The organism is Amycolatopsis sp. NPDC051371 (assembly GCF_040682155.1).
Taxonomy (GTDB): Bacteria; Actinomycetota; Actinomycetes; order Mycobacteriales; family Pseudonocardiaceae; genus Amycolatopsis.
The window spans coordinates 1-18,809 of record NZ_JBFBAG010000079.1 but is presented as its reverse complement, the minus strand read 5'-3'; the positions used below and the strand labels follow the sequence as shown (position 1 = coordinate 18,809).

At 71.1% G+C, this 18,809-nt stretch carries 21 protein-coding genes and 1 riboswitch; of the genes, 9 read left to right on the top strand and 12 right to left on the bottom strand.

The annotated features are described in order from the left end of the window. Positions 1-78: 78 nt before the first annotated feature. The 6 genes from AB0M59_RS50955 to AB0M59_RS50930 form a co-directional block, all read right to left on the bottom strand. The gene (locus AB0M59_RS50955; protein WP_364630824.1) at positions 79-747 is read right to left on the bottom strand and encodes a DUF4190 domain-containing protein; all 669 of its coding nucleotides are present in this window, start codon (positions 745-747) and stop codon (positions 79-81) included. A 250-nt stretch (positions 748-997) separates the two neighbouring features. Then, on the bottom strand, positions 998-1,882 hold the full coding sequence (locus tag AB0M59_RS50950) for a hypothetical protein (protein ID WP_364630822.1): 885 nt from the start codon (positions 1,880-1,882) through the stop codon (positions 998-1,000). Next, positions 1,879-2,355 carry a hypothetical protein gene (locus AB0M59_RS50945; protein WP_364630819.1) on the bottom strand — a complete coding sequence of 159 codons (477 nt, stop codon included), beginning with the start codon at positions 2,353-2,355 and terminating at the stop codon, positions 1,879-1,881. The genes AB0M59_RS50950 and AB0M59_RS50945 overlap by 4 nt, the downstream gene beginning before the upstream one ends. Positions 2,356-2,412: 57 nt before the next feature. Next, entirely contained in the window at positions 2,413-2,817 is a 405-nt protein-coding gene (locus AB0M59_RS50940; protein WP_364630817.1) for a hypothetical protein, read from the bottom strand. Positions 2,818-2,832: 15 nt separating this feature from the next. After that, positions 2,833-3,573: an OmpA family protein gene (locus AB0M59_RS50935; protein ID WP_364630814.1), complete on the bottom strand. Its 741-nt coding sequence runs from the start codon at positions 3,571-3,573 to the stop codon at positions 2,833-2,835. Between the two features lie 638 nt (positions 3,574-4,211). Continuing rightward, a complete protein-coding gene (locus AB0M59_RS50930) occupies positions 4,212-5,030 on the bottom strand; it encodes an SGNH/GDSL hydrolase family protein (protein ID WP_364630812.1) in 819 nt (272 codons plus the stop codon). 252 nt (positions 5,031-5,282) lie between these two features. On the opposite strand from AB0M59_RS50930, the gene AB0M59_RS50925 reads away from it, so the two are divergent. Next, positions 5,283-5,945 (top strand): DUF3159 domain-containing protein, encoded by a 663-nt coding sequence (locus AB0M59_RS50925; protein WP_364630809.1) that lies wholly within the window; start codon positions 5,283-5,285, stop codon positions 5,943-5,945. Between the two features lie 109 nt (positions 5,946-6,054). Here the strand turns inward: AB0M59_RS50925 and AB0M59_RS50920 are convergent, their stop codons facing one another. Both AB0M59_RS50920 and AB0M59_RS50915 read right to left on the bottom strand, forming a co-directional pair. Beyond that, the gene (locus AB0M59_RS50920; RefSeq protein WP_364630807.1) at positions 6,055-7,011 is read right to left on the bottom strand and encodes a BadF/BadG/BcrA/BcrD ATPase family protein; all 957 of its coding nucleotides are present in this window, start codon (positions 7,009-7,011) and stop codon (positions 6,055-6,057) included. Then, positions 7,008-8,054: an SIS domain-containing protein gene (locus tag AB0M59_RS50915; protein WP_364630804.1), complete on the bottom strand. Its 1,047-nt coding sequence runs from the start codon at positions 8,052-8,054 to the stop codon at positions 7,008-7,010. Before AB0M59_RS50915 ends, AB0M59_RS50920 begins: the two co-directional genes overlap by 4 nt. A gap of 148 nt (positions 8,055-8,202) precedes the next feature. On the opposite strand from AB0M59_RS50915, the gene AB0M59_RS50910 reads away from it, so the two are divergent. After that, the gene (locus tag AB0M59_RS50910) at positions 8,203-8,958 is read left to right on the top strand and encodes a GntR family transcriptional regulator (protein ID WP_364364728.1); all 756 of its coding nucleotides are present in this window, start codon (positions 8,203-8,205) and stop codon (positions 8,956-8,958) included. A gap of 42 nt (positions 8,959-9,000) precedes the next feature. After that, complete coding sequence (locus AB0M59_RS50905; RefSeq protein ID WP_364630802.1) at positions 9,001-10,539, top strand: MFS transporter; 1,539 nt, start codon at positions 9,001-9,003, stop codon at positions 10,537-10,539. A gap of 95 nt (positions 10,540-10,634) precedes the next feature. On the opposite strand, the gene AB0M59_RS50900 is transcribed toward AB0M59_RS50905, so the two are convergent. Then, complete coding sequence (locus AB0M59_RS50900) at positions 10,635-11,585, bottom strand: threonine/serine dehydratase (RefSeq protein ID WP_364630799.1); 951 nt, start codon at positions 11,583-11,585, stop codon at positions 10,635-10,637. 146 nt (positions 11,586-11,731) lie between these two features. On the opposite strand from AB0M59_RS50900, the gene AB0M59_RS50895 reads away from it, so the two are divergent. Continuing rightward, entirely contained in the window at positions 11,732-12,454 is a 723-nt protein-coding gene (locus tag AB0M59_RS50895; RefSeq protein WP_364630796.1) for a hypothetical protein, read from the top strand. Positions 12,455-12,514: 60 nt separating this feature from the next. Here AB0M59_RS50895 and thiE read toward each other — a convergent pair whose 3' ends face one another. Further along, positions 12,515-13,180, bottom strand: coding sequence for a thiamine phosphate synthase (thiE, locus tag AB0M59_RS50890; protein WP_364630793.1), 666 nt, complete (start codon positions 13,178-13,180; stop codon positions 12,515-12,517). 31 nt (positions 13,181-13,211) lie between these two features. After that, a riboswitch (TPP riboswitch) is annotated at positions 13,212-13,317 on the top strand. Between thiE and thiO the strand changes: the two genes are divergently transcribed. The 4 genes from thiO to AB0M59_RS50870 all read left to right on the top strand — a co-directional run bounded on the left by thiO (position 13,312) and on the right by AB0M59_RS50870 (position 15,875). Next, positions 13,312-14,388, top strand: a complete 1,077-nt coding sequence (gene thiO / locus AB0M59_RS50885) for a glycine oxidase ThiO (protein WP_364630790.1) — start codon at positions 13,312-13,314, stop codon at positions 14,386-14,388. Its footprint overlaps the riboswitch before it by 6 nt. After that, positions 14,388-14,588: a sulfur carrier protein ThiS gene (thiS, locus tag AB0M59_RS50880; RefSeq protein ID WP_364630787.1), complete on the top strand. Its 201-nt coding sequence runs from the start codon at positions 14,388-14,390 to the stop codon at positions 14,586-14,588. The genes thiO and thiS overlap by 1 nt, the downstream gene beginning before the upstream one ends. A 2-nt stretch (positions 14,589-14,590) precedes the next feature. Further along, entirely contained in the window at positions 14,591-15,349 is a 759-nt protein-coding gene (locus AB0M59_RS50875; protein WP_364630785.1) for a thiazole synthase, read from the top strand. Between the two features lie 97 nt (positions 15,350-15,446). Further along, entirely contained in the window at positions 15,447-15,875 is a 429-nt protein-coding gene (locus tag AB0M59_RS50870; RefSeq protein WP_364630783.1) for a MarR family transcriptional regulator, read from the top strand. Here the strand turns inward: AB0M59_RS50870 and AB0M59_RS50865 are convergent. Next, entirely contained in the window at positions 15,872-16,678 is an 807-nt protein-coding gene (locus AB0M59_RS50865; protein ID WP_364630780.1) for an ion transporter, read from the bottom strand. The genes AB0M59_RS50870 and AB0M59_RS50865 overlap by 4 nt on opposite strands. 59 nt (positions 16,679-16,737) lie before the next feature. After that, entirely contained in the window at positions 16,738-17,565 is an 828-nt protein-coding gene (gene thiD, locus AB0M59_RS50860) for a bifunctional hydroxymethylpyrimidine kinase/phosphomethylpyrimidine kinase (RefSeq protein ID WP_364630777.1), read from the bottom strand. A 105-nt stretch (positions 17,566-17,670) separates the two neighbouring features. Here thiD and AB0M59_RS50855 point away from each other — a divergent pair, with 105 nt between their 5' ends. After that, a complete protein-coding gene (locus AB0M59_RS50855) occupies positions 17,671-18,681 on the top strand; it encodes a phosphatidylinositol-specific phospholipase C domain-containing protein (protein ID WP_364630774.1) in 1,011 nt (336 codons plus the stop codon). Positions 18,682-18,809: the final 128 nt, after the last annotated feature.

The following is an 18,809-nucleotide window of genomic DNA, read 5'->3' as shown; positions in this document are numbered from 1 at the left end:
CAGGAGCGGCTCGTGGCGGCCCGGCCGGCCGACTTGGGGGTAGGCCGGCCGGTCGCCAGGCTCGGCGGAAACCTCGGCTCAGCTCACGTTAGCCGTGCAGAGCGCGATTGTCGTCCCGCTGTTTTCCGCGACCTTCTTGCCGTCGACCAGAATGGCGCAGCTGATTTCGTTGTTGAGCTGTGCGTTGCGGGTGTCGGCGGTGAGCGTCAACAGGTACGAACCATTGTTGTAGGACGCCGCGCCTTCCCACGCGTCGGTGCTGGCCGGCGCGTTTTCCGTCCGCTGGTCCGACAGGCTGCCGTAACGCACGGTGGCGCCGCCGGCGGAGGTCACCTGGAACGTCACGGAGTGCTTGTCCCCGGCCACCGAGGGCAGGTGCAGCCCGGACTCGCCGCCGCCGAGGAAGGTCGAGTACGCCAGCACGCCGCCGGTCGAAAGCAGCGCCGCGACCGTGACCACGATGGCGGTGATCGCCAGCCCGTGATCGCCCACCGTGCCCTTCTTGACCTGGACCAGTCCCACGATCGCCAAGACGAGCCCGATCCCGCCCAGCGGCCAAGCGACGAATCCGATGTCCGGGACGAACGCGACAACCAGGGCGGCCACGCCGAGCACCAGGCCGGCGATCGCGAGGATGTTCCGGCCGGGCTTCGCGTTGGCCTGACGACGCTCCGTGGCCGTCACCGGAGGCGCGGGCCGTCCGTGGCGCGCGGCGGTCGGCGGCGGGTACTGCGGGTCGGTCATCATGCGGACCCCTTCGGGTGGGAGTGCGACGACGTTAACCCATAAGAGTGCCCACGAACGAAATTGTTACATTCTGGAAAAAGTCATTGTCCCACCGTTTTGCGCCAGGTATCGGTATTTCCTGACAACGCGCGCAGGGTGTGGCCCGGTGATCAATGGGAAGAATATCGGAGTTCCCACTGTTCGCGTGGCCGTGCGGCCTACGACGACCGTCGGTTCCGGTGTTCAAGACGAAAGTCGCGTACCGGACTTCTCAGTCGAAAAGGCTCACTTCGGGTGTGATTTCGAGGAGCTCGAAAACGGGACGGCCGCGGCGGCCGTCGATCGTCGTCGTCCGCACCACGCGCAGCCGCGCCGTCACCGGGCGGTCGAGGTTCTCCTTGATCTCGTCGAGCAGGTCCGGCGCCACCGCGCCCTGGATGGTCCCGCCCGACTCGCGGTCGAGGTAGAAGATCCGGCGCCGGGTGCGGACGCCGTCGAGCCGCCCGCGCACGGTCTCGTAGCCGACGGCCTCGCGCGGCTCCCGGAGGCTGCCCTGCAGGATCCGCGCCTGCTCGGTCGTCATGCTGCGCGTGACCTGCTCGCCCGCGGTCGGCGTCAGCGCCATCCCGATGCCGGCGTTCTTCGCGACGGCGTTGACGATGTCGCTCACGGCGTTGCGGACGGTGTCGCGCTGCAGCAGGACGGCGTCGAGCGCGCCGTCGTCCGAGCCGTTCGCCGGCAGGAAGTCGCACAGCTCCTTGACGGCCCGCTCCGAGAGCGTCTCGATGCCGTCGACGATCAGGGCGTCGTCGACCGCGTCGAGCTCGGGGAAGCCGAAGAAGATCGCGTTGCCCGCCTGGCCGCGCTGGATCAGCGGCGCCTTGTCGCGGTCGGCCTGCTGGACCTGGGTGACCTCGCCGGACGGGTTCCGGATGATGTGCCCGATCTTGGCCGTCGCGTCCTGCAGCGCGCGGCTGATGTCGGAGAAGGTGTAGGCGTCGATGCTCTGCTCGCCGATCACCGAGACGTGCAGCAGCGGCGACCGCGACGTCCGCTCGAACTTGGCGTTCGCCGCCATCGCCGAGGCGCGCGCGAGGTCGTCGAGCCACGTGCCGCCGGGGATCTCGTCGGCGATGCGCCGGAACTCGTTCCTCACCAGACCATCTCCGGGTAGCCCCTGCCGCCTTCGGCCCAGACCTCGGCCCAGACGTCTTCGTCGCCGGGGCGGCACAGGAAGCCGTCCAGCATGCCCCCGACCGGCTGAACCTGATCGAGGTACATCGCGGGCTGCCCGACGATCACGCCGCGCAGGGTGAGCAGGCCGTACAGCGCCGACCGGCCGGCGTCGTCGAGCCGCTTGAGCGCGCCCCACTCGTCCGGGACGAGGACGACGTCGAGACCCTGCGGCGGGTGCGCGGTGCGCACGACGAGCTCGCCGCCGATCCAGGCCCGGCCGGACGGCATGATCCGCCGCGCCACGCCGAGGTAGCTGTTGAGCGCGCTGAAGAGGATCTCGCGCTCGTTCTGGTGCGGGGCGTCGAAGACCAGGCGTTCGTAGACGTCGGCGAGGTCGCAGGCGTGGCGGCCCGGCGGCAGGACCTGCTGCGCCGTCCAATGGGGGAGCGCCACGCCACCCCCTCCTCTGGCCTCGCTCACAGTGCGTAGCCGAACTTACCAGGATGGGTGTCAGCCACCGCGCCCAGGCTGGTGCGGCCACTGCGGGGTGCCCTCCGGGAGCTCGTCGGCCTCCGGCCAGGCGGGTTCTTCCTCGGTGGGCCAGTCCTCGGCCTGCGGCCCGCGCTGCGGCGGCAGCGGCAGCCGGCCCTCGCGGTGGCCGACGGGCTCGGGTTCTTCGTCGTCGTGGACGGTTTCGGCCCGCTCGGCGTCGGGCTGCATCCAGGCCGCCGGGATGAACTGCGTCTGCTCGGCCGCCGACGGCTCGGGCTCGTAGCGGGTGTCTTCGACGAACTCCGGTTCGGGCTCGGGCCGGGGCTTCGGCCGAGCGGCGCGCAGGACGAGCCACGAAGTGAGCGCGCCGAGGGCGAAGGCGATGACCAGCCACAGCCAGATCTGCCCGAACAGCCACACCATCTGCTACTCACCCCTTCAAACGACGGTGATTTCGACGCGCCGGTCCTCTTCGCCGCCGGTGGCCGGCCGGGTGTCGCCCAGCCCCCGGTAGGTCACGCGCTTGGTCGTCAGCCCGTTGGTGGTGAGGATCCGCGCGACGGCCCTGGCGCGGTCCCGGGAAAGCTTCAGGGCGGCGCTCTCGCCGCCGGGGCCCCGGCCGACGTGGCCGGTGACGCGGTACCGGAAGGTGTCCGGCGACTTCGCGAGGGCGATCGCGACGGTGCGGGCGGCCTGTTCGCCTTCGGGGGTGAGCCGCGCGGTGTCCGGCTCGAAGGTGATCGGCGCCTCGGCGACCATCCGGTCGATCTCGGCCTGCACACCGGCCTTGTCGGTGGGCGGCGGCGGAGCGGTGGCGCTGGTGGTCGGGGGCGGGCTGCTGGTGCTGGGCGGGGTGGTCGGTGCGGGAGGCGCGGCGCTGCTCGGGGCCACGGGGGTGACGTCGCCCTGCAGCTGAGCGGCCCGCACGCCGTCGACGTTCTGGACGACTTCGAGGGCGCGCAGCGCCTGGTCGGGCGCGAAGCCGCTGAGGGTGGCGTCCCGGCCGTCGAAGGTGACGTTGCCCTTGGCGAGCCCGGCCTGGGCGAGGGCGGCCTGGGTGTCGGCGGTCAGGTCACGCTGGATGTTCCCGCCCTGGGCCCAGGTGACGACCCCCGCCAGCAGCGCGGTGACCAGCACCGCGATCGGGACCACGAGGATCCAGCGACGACCACCGGACATAAGGGGACTGTAAGCCGGGTGAGGCGGGTTGGCGACCCGGGGAAGAGTGGTCGTCCACAAGTTGTCCCCAGGCAAGTCGACATGTGGACAACTGGCCGGTCTGTGATCGGTTGAGCACTTTCCGTCGGAGGCGACCGATACGCTGGAAGCGGGGCGGCCCCCCAGGGAGCGGCGGGGTCTGTCTGGGGCCGGGCGCTCGGCGGGCGGGATGGCTTGTGAGGTGAGGCCGGCTCGCCCTCCGGGGGCTGCGTGGTCAGTTCGAGCGTCGCGAATGACTCATTGGGGACCTCCGGCGCCGCGAATGAGTCATTCGCGACGTCCGGGGGCCGCGCTCCGGCGGGATTGGACTGTAGGCGAGCCGGGCCTGGCAGGTCAGGCCCCGGAGGGTGTCCTGAATGAGTCATTCAGGACATCCGACGACCTGAATGACTCATTCAAGACACCGCGGGAGCCGCCAGCGCGACCAAGGCTGAGCCCGGACTCCGGCCGCGGACCTCCGAACGACCCGTTCAGGGCCTCCGACGACATGAACGACTCGTTCATGACAACCGCCGCCGGACCCCGAAAGCCGTGAACACCACCTTCAGCAACCCCTCAAGGTGGCCTTCACAGCCCTCGGGCACCGGACCGAGCCGACTTCAGCTGGCCTGCTGCCGAGCCTGCGCGTTGTCCGGCACCTCGAGCACGTCCAAAGGCACATAAGGCGCCAGCTGGGGCCGCTTGGGCGACAACCCGTCCCCCACGGACTGGCCTCGCAGCTGCCGCCGGATCCACGGCAGCAGGTACACCTTCGTCCACGTCAGATCCGACCGCCGCGAGTCGAGCCACCGGCTCGGCACCGCCTCCACCGGCCACGGCTCCCGCCAGTCGCCCTCGATCGGCACCCCCAGAACCTCGGCCGACTTCATCGCGATCCGCCGGTGGGCCTCCGGCGAGAAGTGCAGCCGGTCGTCGCTCCACGCGCGCCTGTCGTGCAGGGGCCCCATCGTCCACAGGTCCACCAGCCGGGCCCCGTGGCGCTCCGCGATCGCCCACAGGTGGGCGTTGTAGATCCCCACCTTGCCGCGCAGGACCGACATCACCGACAGGACCTTCGTGTCCGGCCCGTTGAAGATCAGCACCGGGATGCCCGCCGCCCGCAGCTTCGCCACGCCCTCCTCGAGGCGGGCCGCCACCGCGTCCACGTCCGCCCCCGGGACGATGATGTCGTTGCCGCCCGCGCACAGCGTGACCAGGTCGGGCTTCAGCTCCAGGGCGATCGGGAGCTGTTCGTCCATGATCTCGTCGAGCATCTTGCCCCGCAGGGACAGGTTCGCGTACTGGAAGCCGGGTCGCCCACCCGCCAGGATCTCCGCGAGCCGGTCGGCCCAGCCGCGGAACGTGCCGTCCGGCAGCTCGTCGTTGAGCCCCTCGGTGAAGCTGTCCCCGATCGCCACATAGCTGTCGAATCCGTACACGCTGGGTCCCCTTCCCGTCCTGCGACCGACTCCCCGACATGTAGTTGTACACCACAACTAACCGTCCGGGCCCCACCGGAGTTCAGCCTGCGGTAACAGTGTCTTATCTTGTCGGTCTTCTCCGCCTCTCTATTACGTAGTTTTCACCTTCCGCATGCCGTGACACAGCACACTCGAAGGCAATCACCAGACTCTTGTGGCGAACATCTCCCTGCTTGGAGGCTCCTCGCCGCGATCCGGCACGCTGGACAGGTGTCCGTAGAACCCCGTGAATCGCTCGCGCAGATCCTCGGTGGCCGCCGGGGCGCGCTCGACGCCAGCATCCCGCCCGCCGGTTTCGTCGTCGGCTGGCTCGCGGCCGGGCAGTCCATCGCCTGGGGAGCCGGCGTCGCCATCGCGGTCGCCGTGGCCCTCGGGATCTACCGGATGGTCCGCGGCGGGAAGATCCGCGCGCTGGTCGTCAGCCTGGCCGCCGTCGTCGCGGCCGCGCTGATCGCCCTGCACACCGGCCGTGCCCAGGACTTCTTCCTGCTGCAGCTGATGTCCAATGTGGCCAGCGCGCTGCTCTGGGCGGCGAGCATCGTGATCCGGTGGCCGCTGCTCGGCGTCGTCGTCGGCCTGGTGCTCGGCCAGAAGACGCGCTGGCGCCGCGACCCCGTGCTGCTGAAGGCGTACTCGCGCGCCAGCTGGGTGTGGGTGTTCGGCCAGTACGTGCTGCGGGTCGTCGTCTACGGCCTGCTGTGGTGGTCCGGCCAGGTGATCGCGCTCGGCGTGGCCCGCACGGTGCTGTCGTGGCCGCTCGTCGCGCTGACCGTGGCGGTGAGTGGCTGGGTGCTCTACCGGGCGTTGCCCCCGGAGCACCCCGGCCTGCGACTGGCCCCCGAAACCGGCCCGGACGACGTACCCCGGACATAAGGCGGCCCCCGGCGAGGGGGGAGGGTCCGGGGGCCACTGACTACGTTACCCGGACTACCCGGCTCCAGTCGACGTTTTGGCGTCTTCGCGTCGCGTTTTACTCAATTTTTTAGGGAAATACTGGTCTAGCCACCCCTTCGCCGAAGGCGTCCACGGCCGCGAGCCAGGCCGCCCCGAGCACCCCATCGGAGCTGGTCAGGACCTCGAGACCGGCCAATCCACGGCGTACGAGAGCGCCGACCGGACTGTTTCCGGTGAGCACCGAGCCCACGAGCACCACCGGCGTCGACTCGCCGGGTTCGCGCGCGGCGAGGGCGTTCGCGACCAGAAGTTCGGCCGCCCGGGTGACGATTTCGCGTGCGCGGGGCTCGTCCGCGTCGTGCGCCGCGCTCACCAACGGGGCGAACCGGGCGAGCCGGACGGGCGCCTCGGCGTTGGCCGCCGTGATCAACGCGCGCGACGCGGCGAGCCGCTCCGCGTCGGTCCGGACGTCCAAACCGGACGGTCCGAGCGCGGCCGCGAGCACCGCCGACGGCAACCCGTCGAGGGACAGGCCGCGCCCGAGAGCCTCCAAAGTGGATCGGACGGCTTCGCGGCCGAGCCAGAACGCCGACCCTTCGTCGCCGAGCAGCCAGCCGTAGCCGCCCACGGTGCCGGCCAGCCGGCGCTTGCGGATCCGGCCCGCGATAGAACCGGTGCCGGCGACGAGCACGGTCCCGTCCGGCGCCGAGGTCGCGGACGCGTACGCCACTTCGGCGTCGGCCACCACGCGCACGCCGGTGAGTCCTATCCGCGCCCACGCCGCGTCGAACACCGCCGCCACGCGCACGTCGCTGAGCTTGCTGACGCCGGCCATGCCGACGACGCACGCGCGCACGCCGCCCGGGTCGTGCGCGCCCAGCGCCGCGGTGATCGCGTCGGCGATCCGGCCCGCGGCGACCTCGGGCGCGTGGGCGTTGGGGTTGGCGCCGTCGCCGCGCCCGGTGCCGAGCACGACGCCGGCGGCGTCGACCAGTGCGGCCCTGGTCGACGTGCCGCCGGCGTCGACGCCGATCGCGAAGGTCACCGGGTCTTGGTCACCTTCAGCAGGCCGCGCGGGCTGTCCGGGTCGCCGCCGCGGGCGAGCGACAGGCCGAGCGCGATCCGCTGGATGGGCAGGATCTCCAGGATCGGGGCGAGTTCCTCGACTGTCGGCGCGACGTCGATGCGCAGCGCCGCGGGCACCTCCGAGGCGGCCGAACCGACCGCGAGGACGTCCGCGCCGCGCTTGCCGACGGCCTCGAGGACCTCGTGCATCGCCTGCCCGCCCTGCCCCTTGCTGGTCACCGCGAGCACGGCGGTCTCGCCGTCCACCGCCGCGACCGGACCGTGCAGCAGGTCCGCGCCGCTGTACGCGCGGGCGGCGAGGTAGCTGGTCTCCGCGAGCTTGAGCGAGCCTTCGAGCGCGCTCGCGTAGGAGTAGCCGCGGCCGGTGGTGAGGACCCGGTCCACGAAGCGGTACCGGTCGACCGCGCGCTGGACGCCCTCGGCGGCACCGTCGAGGGTCTGCTGCGCCAGCTCGCCGATCTTCTCGGCGTCGGCCGCCTTGCCGCCGCGCACCGCGTCGATCAGGAGGTAGAGCGCCATCAGCGTCGCCGAGTACGTCTTAGTCGCGGCGACGGCCTTCTCCAACCCGGCGCCGATGTCGACGCCCAGCTCGGACGCCGCCCGCAGCGGCGAGTCCGGGGTGTTGGTGACGGACACCGTCAGCGCGCCCTGGCGGCGCGCCGTTTCGGTGACCTCGATCAGGTCGGGCGAGCCACCGCTCTGGCTGACCGTGACGAACAGCACGTCCCGCAAATCGGGCCGCGCGCCGTACAGCGTCGCCGTGGACGGGGAGACAAGACCAGCCGGAAGGCCGAGCAGTACCTCGATCAGGTACTTCGCATACAACGCTGCGTGGTCACTCGATCCACGCGCGGCGAGCAAAGCGAAGCGCGGGGGGCGTTGTGAGATCTTTTCCGCCACCTCGGCGATTTCCGCCTGACGCCCCACCAGTCCGGCCAGGACGTCCGGTTGCTGGGCGATCTCCGCGGCCATGTGCTCGCCGGGCCGTTGTTCGGTCATCATTTTCCTCTCCACCTCCGGCATTATGTACCGGACTCAGGCGGCGTCGGTCAGGTCTAGACCAATCTTAGTGGGGCGGCGCGTTTGGGGAAAAGGGTACGTTTCTTACGGGGACGTGGCGCGCAATGAGGGAAGACATAGGGAGTCGGGCATGTTGGAGACCACCACCACGGGCGAGGCGGGCGCCGTCGCCGGGCTGCGCGGGCAGCGCGAGCCCAAGTATTGGGCACTGAAACAGCACCTTCTCGACCTCCTGGACGTGCTGCCGCCCGGGTCGCCGATCCCGACGGAACGCGCGCTCGCCGGGGAGTTCACGGTCTCCCGCACCACCGTGCGCCAGGCTTTGGCCGACCTCACCGCCGAGGGCCGTCTGCACCGTGTGCAGGGGAAAGGCACCTTCGCGGCCGAGCCGAAGCTCGCGCAGCGGCTGCAGTTGTCCTCCTACACCGAGGACATGCGGCGCCAAGGCCTGAAGCCGTCATCGAAGCTGCTGGAGCTCGAGGAGCTGCCGGCCGAAGGCGATCTCGCGAAACTGCTCGGAATCCGTACTGGTGCGAAAATTCTTCGCCTTCGACGGCTTCGACTCGCGGACTCGCAGCCGATGGCGCTGGAGACTTCGCACCTGCCGGCGGGCCGATTCCGCGGGCTGCGCAAGCACGTCTCGGCCGGCGGTTCGTTGTACGCCGTTCTACGCGAGTACTACGGCGTGGAACTGGAACGCGCGGAAGAGTCGATCGAGACGTCGCTCGCCGGTCCGGAAGAGGCGGAGATGCTCGGCGCCGACGTCGGCATGCCGGTGCTCCGGCTGACCCGGCACTCGTTCGCCACGGACGGCAAGCCGGTCGAGTACGCCCGGTCCGTCTACCGCGGCGACCGGTACAAGTTCGTCACCACGCTGATGCCGTGACCCGGTGTTGACGGCGATCTCCGGGCAGGGTGAGGTGGCGGGGTGACTGCCACTGAAGACACGGGGATCCGGTGGGGGACGCACGCCGCGCGCGGCGTGCTCGCCACCACCATCCTCGGCTCGGGCATGGCGATGCTCGACGGCACCATCGTCAACGTCGCCCTGCCCCGCATCGGCACCGAGCTCAACGCCTCCGTCGCCGGGCTCCAGTGGATCCTCGACGGCTACCTGCTGGCGCTCGCCGCGCTCATCCTGGTCGCCGGCTCGCTCGGCGACCGGTACGGCCGGCGTCGCATGTACCTCATCGGCGTCGTCTGGTTCGGCGTCGCGTCCGGGCTGTGCGCCGCCGCCGTGTCCACCGAGATGCTGGTCGCGATGCGGATCCTGCAGGGCATCGGCGGCGCGCTGCTGACGCCGGGGTCGCTCGCGATCCTCCAGTCGTCCTTCGCGCACGACGCCCGCGCCCGCGCGATCGGCGCCTGGTCCGGCCTCGGTGGCATCGCGGCGGCCGCCGGGCCGCTGCTCGGCGGTTTCCTCGTCCAGGTCTGGTCGTGGCGGCTCGCGTTCCTCATCAACGTGCCGATCGCGGTCGCGGTCGTGCTGATGGCCCGCAAGTACGTCCCCGAGTCCCGCGACCCGGAGGCGACCGGCCACCCGGACTTCGGGGCCGCGGCGCTCGGCGCGATCGGCCTCGCCGGGGTCACCGGCGCGCTGGTGGAGGCGCCGGGCCGCGGCATCGGCGACCCGATCGTGCTGGTCGCGGGCCTGCTGGGGATCGCCGGCCTGACCGCGTTCGTCGTCGTCCAGCACCGCTCACGCGAGCCGCTGGTGCCGCCGTCGCTGTTCCGCGACCGCACGTTCACGCTCTCGAACGCGCTGACGTTCGTCGTCTACGCGGCGCTCGGCGGCGTGATGATGCTGCTGGTCATGCAGCTGCAGGTGTCGCTGCACTACTCGCCGACGGCGTCCGGCCTGGCCGGGCTGCCGCTCACGGTGATCATGCTGCTGCTGTCGGGGCGTTCGGGCGCGCTCGCCCAGCGCATCGGGCCGCGCGCGCAGCTGGTGGTCGGCCCGATCGTCGTCGGCATCGGGATGCTGCTGATGCTGCGCATCGCGCCCGGCGCGTCCTACCTCGGCGCGGTGCTGCCCGCGGTCGTCGTGTTCGGGCTCGGCCTGGCGACGGTGGTGGCCCCGGTGACCGCGACGGTGCTCGCCGCGGCCCCGGACCGATTCGTCGGTGTCGCGTCCGGGGTGAACAACGCGATCGCGCGGTCCGGCGGGCTGTTGGCGGTGGCGGTGCTGCCCGCGGCGGCGGGGCTGACCGGCGAGGCGTACGCCGACCCGGTGGCGCTCACCGCGGGCTGGCGGATGGCGCTGGTCATCTGCGCCGCGCTGGCGATCGCCGGCGGGCTGATCGCGCTGGGCATCCACAACGGCGTCCTCGCGCCGCCGTCCTCGGACGCGGGCTCGGCTCCGGCTTCGGCTCCGGACGAGTGCCCGCACCTGGGCGAGTGCTACCACTGCGGCGTCGAAGGCCCGCCGACGCACATCCGCGGCGGTTCCCCGGTGGCCGGCTCCTAGCGCCCCAATGTGGCCTTCGGTGCGTTGAACGCACCGAAGGCCGCCTTGGGTGCGTTCAACGCAACCAAGGCCACATTGGGGCGCTTGGGACCTGGCTACTTCGCGAGGATCTCGGCGAACAGCGCCGGGTCGGCGTTGCCGCCTGAAACGATGGCGACCGTGCGCCCGGCCGGCAGCTCGCCCGCGTGGAACAGGTACGCCGCCGTCGCCACCGCGCCGCTGGGCTCGGCGACCAGCCGGGCCTTCCTGGCGAGCGTGCGCATGGCCTCGCGGATCTCGTCCTCGGTGACCGTGACCATGGCGTCGACGACCTCCCGCAGGTGCGCGAAGGTCAGCTCGGACGGCTGCGCGCGCAGGCCGTCGGCGATCGTGCGGGCGCGGTCGGCCTGCGGCCAGTCGACCTGGCGGCCCAAGCGCAGCCCCTCCGTCGTGTCTCCCGCCAGCGCCGGCTCGACGCCGATGACCTTCGCCCGCGGGCAGCGCGCCTTGATCGCGGTACCGACGCCGGAGGCCAGCCCGCCGCCGCTGACCGGCACCAGCACGACCTCGACGTCGGGGAGGTCCTCGGCGATCTCGAGGCCCGCCGTGCCCTGCCCGGCGATGATGGCCGCGTCGTCGTAGGGCGGGACGAGGGTCAGCCCGCGTTCGGCGGCCAGTTCGTGCGCTTTCCCCTCGTGCTCGCCGATCGGCACTTCGATCACCTCGGCGCCGTACGCGCGGGTGGCCTCGACCTTGATGCGCGGCGCGACGTCCGGCACGACGATCACCGCGGGCACGCCGTACTGCTGCGCGGCGTAGGCGACTGCCTGCGCGTGGTTGCCGCTCGAGTAGGCGATGACACCGCGGGAGCGGCTTTCTTCGTCGAGGGTGCCGATCGCGTTGAACGCGCCGCGCACCTTGAACGCGCCGACCGGTTGCAGGCTTTCGGGTTTGAGCCACAGGGTTCCGCGGGGATCCCACGTCTGGAGCAACAGGGGCGTGCGCACGGCGACACCCCGGACGCGCTTCGCCGCGGCCTCGATGTCAGAGATCGTCACCAGTTCCATGTGCCGAGTATGTCAAGAAAGTGTTCGGCCTGGAGTGTCTATTGTGGACAGACGGAGTGGCGCTCCTCACGCTCCGGCAACGCGGGGAGTTCCTCGCGCGCCTTAGACGTTGGACAGGGGAGAAGACTTACTACCGGATCGGGATCATGAGCAAGGAGAACGCAGCGACTTCCGAAGCGAAGGAAGAAAAGTCAGGTCTGCGCATCGCGCAGGTGATGGCGGCGGCGCTCGCGGCGGTGACGGCGGCGCTGCTGGGCTCGACGCTCGGCGTGGCGGGCACGGTCGTCGGCGCGGGCGTGGCGAGCGTGATCACGACGGTCGGCGGCGAGGTGTACCTGCGCTCGCTGCAGCGCACGCGCGCGGCGGCGTTGAAGGCCCGGGAGCTGGCGGCGTCGGGAATCCGGCGGCGTGGAACCGGTTCCGAGGTGGCGCTGGCCGAGCAGCCGACGGTCCAGCTGCCCCGGCCGGAGTCTCCTCCCGAGGAAGAGCCTTCCCGGCTGCGGAAGCTGCGCTGGCCGTTGATCATCGGCACGAGCGTGGCGGCGTTCGCGGTGGCGATCCTGGCGATAGTCGGCTTCGAGTCGGCGACGGGCACCCAGATCGGCGGCGGCACGGGCTCGAGCATCGGCAAGATCTTCGGCAACGGCGGTCACGCGGACCCCACGCCGTCGACGACGCCTTCGACCACCACGAACGACACCCAGGACTCGCCGACGAACACCCCGTCGACGACCACGGAGACGACCACCCCGCCGACGACATCGAGCGAGGCGCCGACGACGACCCCGACGCCGAGCACGACGGCCCAGCAGCCGACGACCTCGGCCCCGGCAACCAGCCAGGGCGCGGCCACCACCCCGACCCCGTAAAGCCGTGAAGGCCACCTTGAGGAACTTGAAGTTCCTCAAGGTGGCCTTCACGAACTTCGGTCAGGGGAGGCGGGCCCGCAGCTCCCGCGCCGCGGCCTCGGGGTCCTCGGCCTCGGTGATCGCCCGGACCACCACGATCCGGGACGCGCCCGCCGAAAGCACCTCCGGGAGCCGCGAACCGTCGATCCCGCCGATCGCGAACCAAGGCCGCGAGACGGCCGAGGCGGAGACGGAACGCACCAGGTCCAGCCCGGGCGCCGTCCGGCCCGGCTTCGTCGGCGTCGGCCAGCACGGGCCTGTGCAGAAGTAGTCCACGCCCGGCTCCGAAGCGGCGGCCGAAGCCTGCGAAACGGAGTGCGTCGAGCGTCCGATGACCACCTCGTCGCCCAGGATGCGGCGGGCCAGCGGGACCGGGATGTCGTCCTGGCCCAGGTGGAGCACGTCCGCGCCGACCGCCAGCGCCACGTCCGCGCGGTCGTTCACCGACAGCAGCGCCCCGTGCCGCTCGCACGCCTCGGCCAGCACCTCCAGCGCCGCGATCTCGGCGCCGGCCTCCAGCGAAGAGCCACCCGTCTTGTCGCGCAGCTGGATGATGTCGACGCCGCCGGCCAAGGCCGCGTCGGCGAACGCGGCCAGGTCGCCGCGGGCCGTGCGGGCGTCCGTGCACAGGTACAGGCGCGCGGCGTCGAGGCGGGCGCGGATCTTGTCACCGGAGAGGGCGGGCATAGCGGCGACCGTACCCCGCGAGCTAGGGTGGACGAGTCCGCACGGGAGCCCGAAGCACGGGCTGAGAGGGAGCTGCCGCTCCGACCGTGGAACCTGATCCGGGTCATGCCGGCGCAGGGAGCGTGATTCCCATGACGAACACCCTGGCCGTCGTCGGCGGCGGCGTGATCGGCCTGTCCGTGGCCTGGCGTGCCGCCCAAGCCGGCCACGCCGTCACCCTCTACGACCCCGAACCCGCCCGCGGCGGCGCGTCCTGGCTGGCCGGCGGCATGCTCGCCCCGGTCACCGAGGCGTGGCCGGGCGAGGAGGACGTCCTCACCCTCGGCGAAGCTTCTTTAAGACGCTGGCCCGGCTTCGCCAGCGACCTCACCCAAGAGGGCGTCGACCCCGGCCTGGCCGGGCACGGGACGCTCGTCGTCGCCTTCGACCGCGCCGACGCCAGTCACCTCGACATCCTCGCCGGTCACCTGCACTCGATCGGCCGCGCGGCCGAACGCCTCACCGGCCGGGAGACCAAGCGGCTCGAACCCGGTGTCGGGTCCGTCCGAAGTGGACTCCACGTGCCCGGCGACCTCGCTGTGGACAACCGGAAACTGCTCCACGCCCTCTACTCGGCCTGCCAGAAACGAGACGTCCGGTTCGTCCGCGAGCGCGTCGAACGCATCCCGGACGCCGACGCCGTCGTGCTCGCCGCCGGCGCCTGGACCGGCCGGCTGCACCCGCAGCTCGCCGACGCCGTCCGCCCGCTCAAGGGCGAGATCCTCCGGCTCAAGCCCCGCCGCGGCTGCCTGCCACCGCCGACACGCACCGTGCGCGCCGTCGTCGAGGGCCGGCCGATCTACCTCGTCCCGCGCGGCGACCAGGAGCTCGTTCTCGGCGCGACGCAGTACGAAGCGGGCTTCGACCGGGCCGTCACCGCGCGCGGCGTCCGCGAGCTGATCGAGGGCGCCGAGCGCGTCTTCCCCGCGATCACCGAGTACGAGCTCGTCGAGACCGCCGCGGGCCTGCGGGCCGGCAGCCGGGACGTGCTGCCCTACATCGGCGTACTGGACGACGGCGTCTTCGCCGCCACCGGGCACCACCGCAACGGCCTGTTGATGGCCCCCGTGACCGCGGACGCCGTGGTCGCCTGGCTCGAGAGCGAGAAGCCGCCCGAAGGCGTCGAAGCGGCTTCGCCCGCCCGCCTGCACCAGAAGGAGCACGTGTGATGGAGATCAAGCTCAACGGAACGTGGACGGAGTTCCCGGACGGCGCGACCGTCGCCGACGTCCTCGACGCATCCGGCTGGCAGCGGCCCGGCATCGCCGTCGCGGTCGACGGCGTCGTCGTCCGCCGGAGCGACTGGCCTGCCACGGCCGTGCCCAAGGGCGCGGGCGTCGACGTGCTCACCGCGGTCCAGGGAGGCTGAAAATGGACGAAGAACCGCTGGTCATCGGCGCCTTCAAGGCCCAGTCGCGGCTGATCATCGGCACCGGCGGCGCGGCGAACCTCGCCGTGCTCGAACGTGCGCTGGTCGCGTCCGGCACCGAGCTGACCACCGTCGCCATGCGCCGCGCCGACGCCGAAGGCGGCTCCGGTGTCCTGGAACTGCTGAGCAGGCTCGGCATCGAGCTGCTGCCGAACACCGCGGGCTGCCGCACGGCCGCCGAAGCCGTCCTCACCGCGCAGCTCGCGCGCGAGGCCCTCGGTACCGATCTGATCAAGCTCGAGGTGCACGCCGACGACCGGACGCTGCTCCCGGACCCGATCGAAACCCTCGACGCCGCCGAACGGCTGGCCGCCGACGGGTTCACCGTGTTCGCCTACACGAACGACGACCCGGTGCTCGCACTGCGCCTGGAGGAGGCCGGTTGCGCCGCCGTGATGCCGCTGGGCGCGCCGATCGGCACCGGCCTCGGCATCCGGAATCCGCACAACATCGAGCTGATCGTTTCGCGGGCGGGCGTGCCGGTGATCCTGGACGCCGGAATCGGCACGGCGTCCGACGCGACGCTGGCGATGGAGCTCGGCTGCGACGCCGTCCTGCTGTCCACCGCCGTCACCCGGGCGACGGACCCCGAACGGATGGCCGCGGCGATGCGTTCGGCCGTCGTCGCCGGTCACCTGGCCCGAAGCGCGGGGCGCGTGCCGCAGCGGTTCTGGGCGCAAGCGTCGAGTCCACCCCGGTGAACCGGGGTGCCTTAACGCCGAACGTGCACCGGGAACCCGTAAGGTTGACGGAACTTTCCGGCGCACCCGCGCACGCGTGAGGCAGAAGGAGCCAGCCGTGACCAGCACATCGGTCCAGGACGTCTCGGGCAGGTTGTACCTCGCCGTCGGCAGGCTGTCCCGGTCACTGCGGCAGGCCGGGGTGCCGGGCCCGGGCCACGGCGCCATCTCGGCGCTCGCGACGCTCGTGCACGCGGGCCAGTTGCGGCTCGGCGACCTCGCGGCCAAGGAAGGCGTCGCCGCGGCGACCATGTCGCGGATCATCGCGTCCCTGGTCGAGGCGGGGTACGTCAGCCGCGAGTCCGACCCGGTCGACCGCCGGGCGTGGCTGGCGAAGGCGACGGAGGAGGGCGAGCGGCTCGTCTCGGGCGTCCGGTCGACCCGGGTGCAGGAGCTGAACCGGCGTCTCGACCGCTTGACGCCCGAGCACCGCGAAGCCCTGACGGCGGCGATCCCGGCGCTCGAGGCCCTGATCTCGGACGACTAAGCGGCTTGCTCCCGCCGCAGCTCGGCGAGTTCGGCGCGGACCGCGCGCAGCTCGTCGAGGATCTCCTGGTTCGCGGCCGCCTGGGTTTCGGCTTGCTTCGCCTCTTCCTCGCGGATGTCCTGGCGCAGCTCGTCCTCCATGCCGCTGACGACCACGGCGATGAAGAGGTTCAGCACGGCGAAGCTCGACACCAGGATGTAGACGACGAAGAAGATCCAGGCCATCGGCGCCTGGACCATGATCTCCTTCGCGATGTCGGGCCACGCTTCGCCGGTCATGACCTGGAACAGGGTGAACAGCGAGGTGCCGAGGTCGCCGAAGTTCTCCGGCGAGATGACGCCGAACAGCTTGGTCGCCATCACGCCGGCGACGAAGATGATCAGCGCGAGCAGCGCGGCGATCGACGCCATGCCGGGGATCGCCGCGAGCAGCCCGGAGACGACTTTGCGCATCGACGGCACGACCGAGATCAGCCGCAGGACGCGCAGCACGCGCAGCGACCGCAGGACGGCGAACGGCCCGGTCGCCGGGATCACCGCGATGCCGACGACCAGCAGGTCGAAGACGTTCCAGTTGTCGCGGAAGAACGCGCCGCGGTAGGCGTAGAACTTCGCCAGCAGTTCGGCGACGAAGATGCTCAGCGCGATGTGGTCGAGGGTGTGCAGGAGCGTCCCGTAGCCGTCGATCAGCGACGTCGACGTCTCCATCCCGAGCGTGATCGCGTTGAACACGATCACGGCGATGATGAAGTTCTGGAAGCGGCGGTCCTCGAGGACCTTCGCCACCCGCTCGCGTCCGGTCAAGGCCGCCCCCTGCTGAGTTCAAGGATCAGTAAACGCAGGGATGGTAACCGGACGGGTACTCAGCGCTCCTCGGGTGCCAGCCGCCAGAAGGCGGAGACCGGGCCGACCTTGGCCCCCATCGGGTAAGCGTGCTCGACCGCGTGCGAGACGAACCACTTGCCGTACCGCGCCGCTTCGACCACGGACATGCCCTTGGCCAGGCCCGCCGTCAACGCCGACGCCATCGTGTCGCCCGCGCCGTGCGTGTGCGGCGTCGGGTATCGCTCGCCCGGCAGCTCCACGAACGTCGAGCCGTCGAACAGCAGGTCCACGCACTCGGGGTCGGACTGCAGGTGCCCGCTCTTGACCAGCACGTAGCGAGGGCCCATCCGCTGGAGCACCACGGCCGCGGTGTGCATGCCTTCGCGGTCCTTCACGGTCATCCCGGTGAGCAGCCGGACCTCGTCCAGGTTCGGCGTCAGCACCGTCGCGCGCGGGAGCAGCTCGTCGCGCAGAGCGTGCAGGCCGGCGTCGTCGAACAGCGGGTGGCCGTGCATGGACGCCGCGACCGGGTCGACGACGAACGGGATCTTCTCGTCGCGTCCGATCCCGGCCTTGTCGCACGCGGCGGCGACCGCGTGGATGATCTCCGCCGACGCGAGCATGCCCGTCTTGGCCGCGCCGACGCCCATGTCCGCCGCGACGGCCTCGATCTGCCCGGCCACGATGTGCGGCGGCAGGTCGGCGCGGTCGTGCACGCCCAGGGTGTTCTGGACGGTGACGGCGGTGACCGCGACCAGGCCGTGCACGCCGCAGGTCAGGAACGTGCGCAGGTCCGCCTGCAGCCCGGCGGCGCCGCCGGAGTCCGATCCGGCGATGGTCAACGCCGAGGGAGGGCTCGTCGTCATGGTGGTTTCCCGACTTCTGGTCTAGGCCAATCGGCCTCTTTTGCTTCATCAACAGTCAACCACGGTGAGACATTGTGAACGTTACTCACGTTCGAAGGAGCCTGGATGAAGCTCTTCTCGGTGGTCCTCCTCGCGGCAGCTCTCACGTTCTCGGGAGCGACTGCTGCCAATGCGGACAGTCCGAAGCTCTCCCACGTCACGACGGTCGGCGTGCACAACACGTACGACCCGGCGGCCTACGACTACCTCGCACGGGCGCTCGACGCCGGCTCGTCGCTGATCGAGCTCGACGTCTGGCCGGACTTCTTCACCCACGAGTGGAAGGTCAGCCACTCGAACCCGTTGGGGAACAGCAACAACTGCGTCGCGGCGACCTCGGCGTCGCAGCTGTACACCGGCGGGAAGAACAAGAACCTCGAGTACTGCCTCGACGACATCCGGATCTGGCTCGCCGCGCACCCCGGGCACACGCCGATCACGCTCAAGCTCGAGATGAAGACGGGCTTCTCGGACAACACCGGCATGGGCGCGGACGAGCTGGACGCGACGTTCCGCTCGCACCTCGGCAGCGTCGCGTTCCGCCCGGCCGAGCTGCTCGGGAGCTACGCCACGCTCGACGACGCGGCCAAGGCGGACAACTGGCCGTCTGTGGACGCGTTGCGGGGCCGGGTGATCACCGAGATCATCCCGGGCACGGTGGAGGAGCAGAACCCGACCGACACGCTCAAGACCGACGTCGAGTACGCGCGGTACCTGGTCGGGCTGAAGAACGCGGGCAAGCTCGGCGACGCGAACATCTTCCCGACCGTGCACGGCGCGGCCGGCGGTGACCCGCGGGACAAGTACACCGCCGACCTCAAGCCGTGGTTCGTCGTGTTCGACGGCGACGCGAACGCGTGGGTGACGCAGACCGGGCCGTGGTGGTACGACGCGAACCACTACTACGTCGTGATGACCGACGGCCAGAACGTCGCGCCGGCCATCGATGCCCACAACCCGACGGTCGACCAGGCCAACCAGCGCGTCGCCGACCTGGCGAAGCAGCACGCGTCGGTCATCACCTCGGACTGGACCGGGCTCACCACGGTGCTGCCGCAGGTGCTCGCCCGCGGTTAGACGGAGGGTCGTGAGTGAGAAACAGTGTTCTAACACTGTTTCTCACTCATCACCAAGCACGCGCTGGTCGGGCTGACGAAGTCGATCGCCGTCGCCCACGCCCACCAGGGCATCCGAGCGAACACGGT